The 12,322-nt window shown below is 46.7% G+C and carries 10 protein-coding genes and 1 pseudogene; 4 read left to right on the plus strand and 7 right to left on the minus strand.

Annotated elements, in window-relative coordinates; translation table 11 throughout:
- The first annotated feature begins 396 nt into the window (after nucleotides 1-396).
- Together seqA and pgm are read left to right on the plus strand one after the other, a co-directional pair.
- Entirely contained in the window at nucleotides 397-921 is a 525-nt protein-coding gene (gene seqA, locus ABR397_RS18325) for a replication initiation negative regulator SeqA (protein ID WP_350306993.1), read from the plus strand.
- Nucleotides 922-977: 56 nt separating this feature from the next.
- Nucleotides 978-2,618 carry a phosphoglucomutase (alpha-D-glucose-1,6-bisphosphate-dependent) gene (gene pgm, locus ABR397_RS18330; RefSeq protein ID WP_350306994.1) on the plus strand — a complete coding sequence of 547 codons (1,641 nt, stop codon included), beginning with the start codon at nucleotides 978-980 and terminating at the stop codon, nucleotides 2,616-2,618.
- Nucleotides 2,619-2,678: 60 nt separating this feature from the next.
- Here pgm and ABR397_RS18335 read toward each other — a convergent pair.
- Nucleotides 2,679-2,774 (minus strand): annotated as a pseudogene (locus ABR397_RS18335) (EamA family transporter); the annotation flags it as partial.
- A gap of 413 nt (nucleotides 2,775-3,187) precedes the next feature.
- Between ABR397_RS18335 and ABR397_RS18340 the strand changes: the two are divergent.
- Entirely contained in the window at nucleotides 3,188-4,009 is an 822-nt protein-coding gene (locus ABR397_RS18340; RefSeq protein WP_350306995.1) for a Cof-type HAD-IIB family hydrolase, read from the plus strand.
- 60 nt (nucleotides 4,010-4,069) lie between these two features.
- Here the strand turns inward: ABR397_RS18340 and kdpE are convergent, their stop codons facing one another.
- Genes kdpE through kdpF form a run of 6 tightly spaced genes read right to left on the minus strand, consistent with a single transcriptional unit; the run spans nucleotide 4,070 to nucleotide 11,956 of the window.
- Nucleotides 4,070-4,756, minus strand: coding sequence for a two-component system response regulator KdpE (kdpE, locus tag ABR397_RS18345; protein WP_350307000.1), 687 nt, complete (start codon nucleotides 4,754-4,756; stop codon nucleotides 4,070-4,072).
- Nucleotides 4,732-7,458: a two-component system sensor histidine kinase KdpD gene (gene kdpD, locus ABR397_RS18350; RefSeq protein ID WP_350306996.1), complete on the minus strand. Its 2,727-nt coding sequence runs from the start codon at nucleotides 7,456-7,458 to the stop codon at nucleotides 4,732-4,734. The genes kdpE and kdpD overlap by 25 nt, the downstream gene beginning before the upstream one ends.
- 9 nt (nucleotides 7,459-7,467) lie before the next feature.
- Entirely contained in the window at nucleotides 7,468-8,049 is a 582-nt protein-coding gene (kdpC, locus tag ABR397_RS18355) for a potassium-transporting ATPase subunit KdpC (RefSeq protein ID WP_350306997.1), read from the minus strand.
- Between the two features lie 11 nt (nucleotides 8,050-8,060).
- Nucleotides 8,061-10,127, minus strand: coding sequence for a potassium-transporting ATPase subunit KdpB (gene kdpB / locus ABR397_RS18360; RefSeq protein ID WP_350306998.1), 2,067 nt, complete (start codon nucleotides 10,125-10,127; stop codon nucleotides 8,061-8,063).
- A gap of 32 nt (nucleotides 10,128-10,159) precedes the next feature.
- Nucleotides 10,160-11,866 (minus strand): potassium-transporting ATPase subunit KdpA, encoded by a 1,707-nt coding sequence (gene kdpA / locus ABR397_RS18365; RefSeq protein WP_350306999.1) that lies wholly within the window; start codon nucleotides 11,864-11,866, stop codon nucleotides 10,160-10,162.
- Nucleotides 11,867-11,956: a K(+)-transporting ATPase subunit F gene (gene kdpF, locus ABR397_RS18370; protein ID WP_036850612.1), complete on the minus strand. Its 90-nt coding sequence runs from the start codon at nucleotides 11,954-11,956 to the stop codon at nucleotides 11,867-11,869. It lies immediately after the preceding gene.
- A 256-nt stretch (nucleotides 11,957-12,212) separates the two neighbouring features.
- On the opposite strand from kdpF, the gene ABR397_RS18375 reads away from it, so the two are divergent.
- On the plus strand, nucleotides 12,213-12,322 hold a 110-nt coding region (locus ABR397_RS18375; protein ID WP_350307001.1), incomplete at its 3' end, for an Rpn family recombination-promoting nuclease/putative transposase.

Raw genomic sequence — 12,322 nt, forward strand, 5'->3', positions numbered from 1 at the left:
GCTGATTGCTCAGGGCAGTGAAACGGTATTAAATGAATGTGATCTTGATTTTTCAGTAGAAATACGAACTTAATTCCTTAGTCACTTACTGACACAGCATAGCTGCACATCTTAGCATAACTTAGTCGCTTAACCTTTTTGCCATTCGGATGTGGGTTAAAAGAATTTCAAATGCCCAATGATAGTAATATCTTAATCTTCATGAGTTATGGTGAGGTTCATACCCACAATATCCATGTAACTGATTGATTTATTTTAGATGAAAATCACCTGCTTTGTCATATCGTTTTTCACGCTGAAACACTTTTAAGTTATTGAAATTTTACCTATTTTGTTTTTTCCTTTTATACTTTATAATCCGGCTAAATTTTTTATTTAGAACAGTACTGGATAGAAATGAAAACGATAGAAGTTGATGAAGACCTTTACCGCTATATTGCTAGCCACACACAACATATCGGTGAAAGTGCATCTGATATTTTACGGCGGATGCTGAAATTTAACGCCGAGCAGCCAGTACAAAACGTCCAGCCTCTTAGCGCTGTGGAGAAAACATCAGTATCCCGTCCGAGTGATTCTGTTCGTGTAATACGTGAATTGTTGCTTTCAGATGATTATTCTGAGAAGAAAAAATCGGTTGATCGTTTTATGTCGATCTTATCCACGTTATACAGCTTGAACAGTGAAAGTTTTTCTCAGACAACCGATGCTATGCATGGTCGTACCCGAGTTTATTTTGCCGGTGATCAGCAGACGCTGCTTGCCAGTGGCAAACAAACCAAACCTCGTCATATTCCGGGCACGCCTTTTTGGGTTATTACTAACACCAATACTGACCGTAAGCGTAATATGGTTGAGCAAATTATGCAGGATATGCAATTCTCAGCCAATCTTATTGAAAAGGTGTGTGGCACGATTTAACTGACCAAAGTTGCACTGCAATAGTCAAGGCGGTGCAGCTATCCAGGAGAGATAAAGTGGCAAATCATCCGCGTGCGGGGCAGCTTGCCTGCCAAAGTGATCTGATAAACGTAGCGCAACTGACTTCACAGTATTACACCCTACATCCTCAGCCGGAAAACCCGGTGCATAAGGTTAAATTCGGTACATCCGGCCATCGTGGCAGCTCTCAGCGCAGTAGCTTTAATGAAGCGCATATTCTGGCAATTGCTCAGGCAGTTGTGGAAGCTCGTAAGCAGCGGGGAATAAACGGCCCTTGCTATGTGGGTAAAGATACCCATGCGTTGTCAGAAGCTGCTTTTATTTCTGTGCTGGAAGTGTTGACCGCCAATAATGTGCATGTGATTGTGCAGGAAAATAATGGATTTACGCCAACCCCGGCGATTTCTCATGCCATCCTCTGCTATAACCGTCAGGGGAAAGCGCTGGCGGATGGGATCGTGATTACGCCATCCCATAATCCACCGGAAGATGGCGGTATTAAATATAATCCACCTGATGGCGGGCCCGCCGATACGGATCTGACCACGGTTATCGAACGCCGTGCTAACGAGTTGCTCGAAGAAGGTCTGAAAAGCGTTAAGCGTCTGCCGTTTGTTCAGGTATTGAGCAGTGAATATCTGCACCAGCAAGATTTAGTCGAGCCATATGTCGTTGCTCTGGGTGATGTGGTTGATATGGCCGCTATCCAGAAAGCTGGGCTGAAAATCGGTATTGATCCGTTGGGCGGTTCAGGCATCGCGTTCTGGCAGCGTATCGGTGAGTACTACAATCTGGATCTGACATTGGTGAATGATCAGGTGGATCAGACGTTCCGTTTTATGCATCTGGATCATGATGGCGTCATTCGCATGGATTGCTCATCTCCTTGGGCAATGGCAGGTTTGCTGGCAATGCGCGATAAGTTTGATCTGGCTTTCGCCAACGATCCTGATTATGACCGTCACGGAATTGTCACACCAGCCGGTTTGATGAATCCAAACCACTATCTGGCAACCGCGATAGATTACTTGTTCCGTCATCGTCCTCAATGGTCAGAAAGCGTCGCGGTGGGTAAAACGCTGGTTTCCAGCGCCATGATTGATCGGGTGGTTGCCGATCTTGGCCGTGAATTGGTGGAAGTACCGGTCGGTTTTAAATGGTTTGTTGATGGTTTGCATCAAGGTAAATTGGGCTTTGGCGGTGAGGAGAGCGCAGGGGCTTCTTTCCTGCGTTTCGATGGTACGCCGTGGTCCACGGATAAAGATGGGATTATTCTCTGTTTGCTGGCAGCAGAAATAACCGCCGTGACAGGGGAAAATCCACAGCAGCGTTACAATAAGTTAGCTGCCCGTTTTGGTACACCGAGTTACAGCCGCATTCAGGCGCCCGCAAGCCATCAGCAGAAGGCGTTGTTAGCCAGGCTGTCACCAGAGATGGTGACAGCAGATAAGCTTGCCGGTGATCCCATCACTGCCCGGTTGACGAATGCCGCCGGTAACGGCGCATCAATCGGCGGCCTGAAAGTGATGACAGAAAATGGCTGGTTTGCCGCCCGTCCATCAGGAACGGAGGAAGCCTATAAGATTTACTGTGAAAGTTTCCTTGGCCCTGAACATCGGGAGAAGATTGAACGCGAAGCGCAGGATATTGTTAATCAGGTTTTTGCCGCCGTTTAATATTTGATTCGATTGAAGAATCCGCAATAGCTGTTACAGGTTATTGCGGATTTTTGTTTTTCAGCCCAGAGCGACCATTAATGCACCGGCGGTAATTAGCGCGACGCCACCTGCCGCCATCAGTGATATCTTTTCATCAAATAAGATAACTGCCAGCTCCCATAGCAAATAAATTCTATTGTTAATATCAAATGAGTTGGGATGATAAGACAATTCTCTCTGTTTGAATATATCATTACTTTCATTAATGAAACTAAAGAATAAACTCATTACTAATCTCAGTTTTAGTGAGTGAATATTTTGGGACTATGGAATGGTTTCCAGTTTTATCTTAGATGGCTTTATATAAATCTATAAATAATAATTATCCCCACCAGATTTTAGCTATTAAACATGCCAATGGTGGAAAAAATAAGCCCAAGACTTCAAATGGATTCAGAAGCCAGTATTTATTATGAGAAAGATAATCATAAGTTGGCAGAAAGGATGACATCTACCCAAAAAGCATCGCTTGAATTGCTGAATAAAGCGTAGATAATAATTGTTTTCAATGTACCGGGGAAGGGCTCATGTATAATCTTATTGCTACAGATCTTGATGGAACTCTGTTACTTCAGGGGGATACGGTAGGTAAATTTACCCGTCAAGTGTTGACTGATTTGTCAAATACGGGAAAGCAAATTGTATTTGCCACCGGCAGGCATCATGTTGATGTTAATTCCATTATTGGTGATTTTGATATACCTGTGCATCTGATTACGTCTAATGGTGCCAGATTGGTAAGTGCCTGTAAAAAATTGGATATTAGACAATATCTGCCAGGTGATGTAGTAAAAAGATTAATTGAGGAGACGCAGGCAGATCACGATTTAGTGATTAATATGTATTGTGGTTCTCAATGGTTAACCAGTGAATTACACCATAGCTTCAGTGATTTTAATCAGAATGATAATTTTAATCCAACGATCAAACCGGCTGATGAAATGCCTTGTGATACTGTTGAAAAAGTTTTTTTCATTCATAAGCGTCGAGATCACGATGCGTTGGTTAAATTGGAACGCCATTTAATTGAGCTATTTTCTGATAGTGTCAGTATTGCTTTCTCATTCCCCTGGTGTCTGGAAGTGATGGACAGCGGTGTTTCTAAGGGACAGGCTTTAATTCAGTTAGCTGGGTTTCTTGGGATCCCAATTAATCAAACTATCGCGTTTGGCGATGGTATGAATGACGTGGAAATGCTTTCAACCGCCGCTAAAGGGGTGATAATGGGAACAGCGCAGGATAGGGTTAAACAAGCGCTGCCTTATGCGGATGTTATTGGTTCCTGCCGCGAAGAGTCTGTTGCTTATTATTTATCTGAACATGTGTGTCAGGTGAATAATCTATCCTAAACTTTGCTGAGAGCAGTTAATTGCCTGAGATATGAAGAGATTCGGTTTGTATCTCAGGGATTAAGGCATAAACCGATAGCCAATGCCGGTTTCAGTTAATAAATGTTTTGGCCTGGTGGGGTCAGTTTCCAATTTTTGCCGCAGATGCCCCATATAAATCCGCAAGTAATGGTTATGTTCAACATAATTAGGCCCCCAGACCTGATTGAGTAACTGGCGTTGTGTCAGCACTTTACCGCTATTTGCCAATAATTCACCCAGTAACCGAAACTCAATCGGCGTCAGATGCAACTCTTCATCGTTTTTGGTTATCCGGCGGTTAACCAGATCGACAACCACATCAGAAAAATAGACGATGGATTCTTCCTGATGGGTTCTGGCAAAGTGGCGCAGGGCAACGCGCACTCTTGCTAGCAATTCACTGATGCCAAAGGGTTTACTCAGATAATCATCAGCGCCGGCATCCAGTACGGCAACTTTATCCGCTTCTGTGTCACGGGCAGAAAGAACAATAACAGGAATGGCGCTCCATTGGCGCAGATCACGGATCAAAGTAATGCCGTCTCCATCGGGCAGTCCCAAATCAAGAATAATCAAGTCAGGTTTACGGGTTCCCGCCTCAATTAAGCCCCGTTTCAGCGTCTCACTTTCAAATACGCGGCAACCTTCCCCTTCCAGCGCCAGCCGGACAAAACGGCGGATCTCTTTTTCATCTTCGATGATTAAGATGGTGTTATTGTTGGTAATGGTGACATCTCCTCAGTCATGTCTTCAATTTCAGGCGGTTTCTCTAACGGTAGAACAAAGTGAAAACTCGCTCCACCTTTTTCGTTATTGGCAGCCCAAATCTTTCCATTGTGAATTTCAATAATTGCGCGACAAATTGCCAGCCCAAGGCCTACTCCCGGAATGGCAGATTCTTTGCGGGCGCGGGAAAATTTATCGAAAATTAACTGTTCCTGCTCCGGTGGAATACCTTTACCTGCATCCCAGACTTCAATATGAACCTGATTTTTTTCTGTTGTCGCTTTAATGCCCAGTGGTGTTTGTTCATCGGTGTATTTGATCGCGTTTTCCAATAAATTGATAAATACCCGTTCCAGCAGGCAGGCATCACAATGCAAGAGTAAGTCAGATGGCAGGGAAATGGTGACCGGATGGCGATTAAGCGCATATTCCAGTGAGCGCAAGGTACTGCCGACGATCTCTTCCAGTGATTGCCATTCCAGATTCAGTTGAATTCCCCCCGATTGGATACGCGCCATATCCAACAAATTGTTGACCAGACGGGAAGTGCTGAGAATTTGTTGGCGGATTTGATTCACCTGCTTGGTGTGCGGGGAACTTTCGGCAGATAAATCCAGCATCAGGATTTCTGCTTGCCCGAAAAGGACCGTCAGAGGGGTGCGTAAATCGTGAGAGAGTGCCGCCAGAAGTGAGTTACGTAACTGTTCCCGCTCGGCATCCAGTTTCGCCGATTCTGCCCGGCGGGAGAGGTGCAATCTTTCCAACGCATTGGCAATCAGGCCGGTAAATGTTTGCAATAATCGCTGTTGCTCCGGGATAAGCAGCTGGCGCAAATAGGATGGCTCAATCGCCAGCACAGCAAACGTTTGTGAAGGCGTTGCGATAGGCAATAGCTGGTAAGGTACGCTGGGCAAGGTATCGGTTCCTGCGCCCGCCGGCAGGTTTTTATCAAAACTCCATTTGGCAATAGCATCGTCAATCAGCATATGACCGCCATTGTTTGTTGTGAGTTGGCGTAAATTGCCATTATCGCTCGGTAAAAACAGGCCGGTTTTCGCCTGAAAATCATTGGCAAGGAAATGGTAGCTGGTACGGGCAATATCTGTTTCATTCAATGCCCGGCTGAGTTCACGGGTCATTTCATAGAGATGGCGGGTGCGCTGTTCGCGGTAACGGGCAATTCGCGCTTGATATCTCATGCCCGCGGTCAGGTTTCCGACCACGACCCCGACGATCAGCATGACCGTGAACGTCAGCAGATATTGCATATCTGTGACGGCAAGCGACCAGTGGGGCTGTACAAAGAAGATATCGAAACTGATAACGTTAATAAAAGCCGCGAATATTGATGGCCGGCGGCCATAAAACAGTGCAATGACGACGACGCCAAGCAGATAAAGCGTAACTAGGTTTGCTTTATCGAGAGTCAGCAAGAATGTCCGGGAGAATAGGGTGATCAGCGTGCAGAGGGCGATTGCGATCAGGCAACCCTGAATCTGTATCCGCCATTTTTCACCGACAGAACGGTTGTCCTGTTCTTTATCCCATTGGCTGCGATCTTCCAGCGCGACAATCACTAAATCCAAATCCGGCCCCAGTTTTCCTAACCGATCAGCAAAACCAGGGCGCCATTTCCAGTTAAGCAGCTTATGTTTGGATTCACAGCAGCGGCCTATCAAAATTTTGCCGAGGTTATGTTCTCTGGCATAACGTAATATCGCTTTTTCTTTGTTGGGATCGGCGAGGGTTGCTGTTTCCGCGCCCAATTCATGGGCTAATCTGAGCGCGGTTAAAATTGCGCGCCGTTTACCTTCCGGCAATTGGTGCAGTTTTGGGGTTTCAACATAGATTGCATGCCAGATACAGCCTAACCGGGCAGCAAGCCGGGCAGCGGTACGGATCAGTTTTTCATTGCCCGCGCTGTTACCGATGCACAACAGAAGATTATCACGGGTGTGCCAGACCGGTTCATGCCCTTGGGTGTCACGGAAAGCACGCATTTGATCATCAACGCGATCAGCGGTACGGCGCAAAGCCAGTTCTCGTAGGGCAATCAGATTGCCTTTGCGAAAAAAATGTTCAATAGCACGTTCTGCCTGGCTGGGAATATAGACTTTACCTTCATTGAGTCGTTGGCGCAGATCATCTGGCGGTAGATCAACCAGGACAATTTCATTGGCCTGATCAAAGATATGGTCAGGGATGGTCTCCCTGACCTGTATGCCGGTAATATCATCAACCACATCATTAAGGCTTTCCAGATGCTGAACATTAATGGTCGTCAGCACATCAATTCCCGCGTCCAGTAATTCTTCAACATCCTGCCAGCGCTTGGGATGACGGCTGCCGTGAGGATTGCTGAATGCCAGTTCATCCATCAGAATCATCGCTGGGTGGCGGGCAATGGCGGCATCAAGATCAAAGACGGTGATTCTGCGCTTCCGGTAGTGGATCGGTTTAAACGGCAGTTGTGGCAGACCATCAATTAAAGCGGCCGTTTCCTGCCGTTCATGGGTTTCTACCACACCGATCATCACATCCAGCCCTTGAGCACGCAATCTTTGTGCTTCCTGCAACATGGCATAGGTTTTTCCCACGCCAGCGCAGGCGCCGAAAAATATTTTTAATTTACCGCGCTGTTTCTCATTAACCAGTGTCAGTAATTCATCGGGGTCAGGGCGTTGTGGTTCGTGTTGATCCATCTTCCAGCCTTATTGTTTTTTCTTTTGCAAATTATCAAGAGCAAGATTGAGTTTTAACACATTAATAATCGGTTCACCGAGAAATTCCGATGGCGGTGTTTCAGTATTATTCCAGATTAATTGTTTTACCGCTTTAACGGGTAAACGGCGTGCGTCAGCCACTCTTTGTACCTGAAAATCAGCTGCTGCGGGTGAAATGTGAGGATCGATGCCGCTGGCGGACGCGGTGACCAGATCAACCGGCACAGGCATGTTTGGCTGGCGGTTAAATTGGCGCAGATGTTTAACTCTGCGCTTGATTTCATCATCCAATACCGGGTTAGAAACTGCCAAATTACTGCCGCCGGATAACATCGTATTATAAGGGTAGTCCATCGTCGCGGAAGGACGCCCCTGAAAATAGATACCTTTAGTGAAGGATTGACCAATCAGTTCAGAACCCACTATCTGACCGTCTTGTTCCACCATAGAACCCTGGGACTGATAAGGAAACATCAGTTCTGACAAACCTGTTGCCAGCAACGGGTAAGCCACACCAGTAATCAGAGTCAGGAATAGCAACAATACAACAGAGGAACGTAACCAAATCATTTTCGTCACCTTTATTTAAATATCAGCAGAGTCAGCAATATATCTATCAGTTTGATGCCGATGAAAGGCGCTATCAGACCACCCAAACCATAAATCCACAGATTGCGGCGTAAGAGTGACAATGCGTTCATGGGGCGGTAGCTCACGCCTTTCAGCGCTAATGGGATCAAGAAGACAATAATCAGTGCATTGAAGATAACTGTCGATAAAATCGCCGATGTCGGCGAATACAGATGCATGATATTCAAGACATTTAACTGTGGATATGTGACAGCAAATGCCGCCGGGATAATGGCGAAATATTTTGCGATATCATTGGCGATACTGAACGTGGTCAGAGAACCTCGTGTCATCAGCATCTGTTTACCAATACGGACGACTTCAATCAGTTTGGTTGGGTTGGAATCCAGATCCACCATATTGCCGGCTTCCTTGGCTGCCTGAGTGCCTGAATTCATAGCAACCGCAACATCAGCCTGAGCAAGCGCGGGCGCATCATTAGTACCGTCGCCTGTCATGGCGACCAGACGGCCTTCGGATTGATATTGGCGGATAAGCGCCAGTTTGGCTTCGGGTGTGGCTTCCGCCAGAAAATCGTCGACGCCGGCTTCTGCCGCAATTGCGGCGGCAGTCAAGCGGTTATCGCCGGTAATCATCACGGTTTTGATGCCCATTCGGCGCATTTCGCTGAATCGCTCTTTGATGCCGCCTTTTACGATATCTTTCAGCGCGACAACACCCAGTACCCGCTGATTTTCTGCGACAACCAGCGGTGTACCGCCTTTACGTGCTACGGTCTGTACCAGGATCTCGACTGCTTCAGGGAATTTGCCATGATTAACTTCAATATGACGGCGAATAGCATCTACAGCGCCTTTACGGATCATACGATTTTCCACATTTATGCCGCTCATTCTGGTCATGGCAGAGAAAGGCACAAAACTGGCATTCAATGAGCGCAGATCACGTTCGCGCAGGTTGAAACGCTGTTTTGCCAGAATGACAATGCTGCGGCCTTCCGGTGTTTCATCGGCCAGAGAAGAGAGCTGGGCGGCATCTGCTAGTTGTTGTTCTGTCACGCCGGGAACCGGCAAAAACTGAGATGCCTGGCGATTTCCCAGGGTGATAGTGCCGGTTTTATCCAGCAGCAGCACATCCACATCCCCCGCGGCTTCAACGGCCCGGCCGCTAGTGGCAATCACATTCGCAGCCAGCATTCGGCTCATGCCTGCGACACCGATCGCAGAAAGTAAACCACCAATCGTGGTCGGAATAAGACAAACCAACAATGCTATTAATACCGTGATGGTGATAGGTTGACCGGATTGGTTGGTTTCCACACTGAATATTGAGAATGGCAATAGGGTGACACACACCAGGAGAAAGATAATTGTCAGTGCTGTTAGCAGAATTGTCAGGGCGATCTCGTTTGGGGTTTTGCGTCGTTTAGCCCCTTCCACCATTGAAATCATGCGATCGAGAAAGGTTTCACCGGGATTGACTGAACATTCGACTATCAGCCAATCAGACAGCACGCGTGTACCACCGGTAACCGAGGAAAAGTCACCGCCGGATTCGCGGATAACCGGGGCAGATTCTCCGGTGATGGCACTTTCATCAACGGAAGCGCCGCCTTCGATAACTTCACCATCACAAGGAATGGTTTCATTTGCTGTAATAATGACGATATCGCCTTTGCGCAGGCTGTCAGAAGGGGCCTTTTCTCTCGTTGCATCACGGCTGGCTGAGGCGAGTTTCGTTGCCCAACTGGTTTTTCTCACCCCTTTAAGGCTGGCGGCTTGAGCTTTGCTTCTGCCTTCCGCCACTGCTTCGGCAAAGTTAGCGAACAGCAAGGTAAACCATAGCCATAAGGCGATGTTGCCGGTAAACAGCGTATTTCCTTTAAATTGACCGGCCAACATGGCAATCCACAAAATCGTGGTTAACCCACTGCCCAAATAGACCACAAACATCACCGGATTACGCCATTGTGCAGCCGGATGGCATTTTTTTACTGAATCAATAAGCGCATTACGCATCAATGAAGGGTCGAATAATGTCTGTTGTTTGTTTGTCATGATGTTCTTCTCTCTATTCCTCATGTTGGCGCTTACCGGGACATCTGCCAGATTTGTAAATGTTCAATTACCGGGCCAAGGATCAGTGCCGGAATAAAAGTTAATGCGCCAATTAACATAATGGTCAGGATTAATAAGCCGATAAACAGCGGGCCACTGGTGGGAAGTGTGCCGTTGCTGACAGGTTGACGTTTTTTCGCTACCAGGGAGCCGGCAATGGCAAGTACCGGCAGGATCACGCCAAAACGGCCAAAAAATAGGGTGACTGCCAGCAGTAGGTTGTAGAACACGCTGTTGGTATTGAGGCCCGCGAAAGCACTGCCATTATTGTTGGCGGTAGAGGAGAGGGCATAAAGCACTTCACTGAAACCATGAGCGCCGGGGTTCAGAATACCGGCACGTCCACTGGTTGTGGATATGACAAGCGCAGTGCCTAAAAGTACCAGTGTCGGGGTGACCAGAATCGCCAGTGCGACCATTTTCATCTCGAATACTTCAATTTTTTTACCGAGATATTCCGGTGCTCGGCCGATCATTAAACCGCCAATAAACACTGTCAGCAGAACGAACAGCAACATACCGTATAAGCCGGAACCCACGCCGCCGAACACGACTTCGCCAATTTGTATCAACCACATGGGGATCATGCCGCCAAGCGCGGTAAAAGAATCATGCATAGCATTGACTGCCCCGCAGGAGGCCGCGGTTGCCACTACCGCATAAATTGAGGTTGCAAGGATACCGAAGCGATTCTCTTTACCTTCCAGATTGATATTACTGGCGGCGCCTAGCAGACTGAAATGGGGATTGCCTTTGAGTTCGGCGTACATGACTCCCGCTGTAGCCGTGGCGAAGATGATACACATCGCCCATAATAAAGCGTGTCCCTGACGGTTGTCGCCAATGGCTTGACCAAAGGCAAAACAGAGCGCGCAGGGGATCAGCAGGATAGATAATATCTGAATAAAATTGCTGATAGCGGTCGGATTTTCAAACGGATGAGCTGAACTGGCGCCAAAGAATCCACCGCCATTGGTTCCCAATAACTTAATGGCTTCCTGTGAGGCAACAGGTCCCATCGGGATCAATTGCTGTTGGTCTTCAATGGTATGAGCTAATTGATAAGGTTCGAAATTCTGTATCACTCCCTGACTGACAAAAACCAGCGCGATAATCATAGACAGTGGCAGCAGCAGATAAAGTGTAATTCGGGTGATATCAACCCAGGCGTTCCCCACGGTTTTGACGCCATGACGGGAAAATGCGCGTATCAGCGCAAATACCACCGCGATACCGGTCGCGGCAGAAAGAAAGTTCTGCACGGTTAAACCCGTCATCTGGCTAAAGTAGCTTAGTGTGTTTTCCCCACTGTAGGCTTGCCAGTCAGTATTGGTGATAAAGCTGACTGCTGTATTCAGCGCCAGGTCCCATTTGAGCCCGGGAAAATGTTCAGGATTTAGCGGAAGGACGTGTTGGGTGGCCAGAAGGGTAAATAACAGTAATAATCCAGTCAAATTAAAAATAATGATCGCTAATGCGTATTGCCGCCAACTCATCTCTTTCACTGTGCCGCCAGGCTTCTGTAAACCACAGCAACGCCAAAGGCCAGATTCTGCTTTAGTCAGCCAGATCGGAATATCACCGTTGATCATATTGGCGATAATATTGCCAAGCGGTTTTGCCAGCAGCAGCAAAATCAGTAAGAAACTTGCGATCAGTAAAAAAGCGGATGATGCCATTTAAAAATCCTCCGCATGGAGTAACGCGTAAATCAGATAGACCAGTAACAGGGCTACTAATAACGCGCCGGAAATTAGAAATATGCTCACTGCTTATCTCTCCTGAGAATTTGGATAGATTAAGGTTAGGCAAGGTGGTGCAAAGAAGCTGATAAAAGAGGGAATAGATGTGTAAAAAAAGTGTAAAAATGACTGAGACGGTATCTGAACTTCATTATAAGAAGGAAATTAAAGTACCTGAGATACGATCAACGTTTTGGTCAGAGAAAAGTCAAGACATTGCAGTCCGCTTGTTTTTTTGCTTAATATTCATTCAATATAAAATAAAGTATGTTATCATTCGCCGATGAAGAGAAAAAATACACCAACACCACATGATGCTGTTTTTAAACAGTTTTTAAGTCATATTGATACTGCCAGAGACTTTCTGGAGATACATTTGCCTGCTAAATTACG

It is taken from the genome of Photorhabdus viridis, assembly GCF_040256935.1.
In the GTDB taxonomy this organism is placed as follows: Bacteria; Pseudomonadota; Gammaproteobacteria; order Enterobacterales; family Enterobacteriaceae; genus Photorhabdus; species Photorhabdus viridis.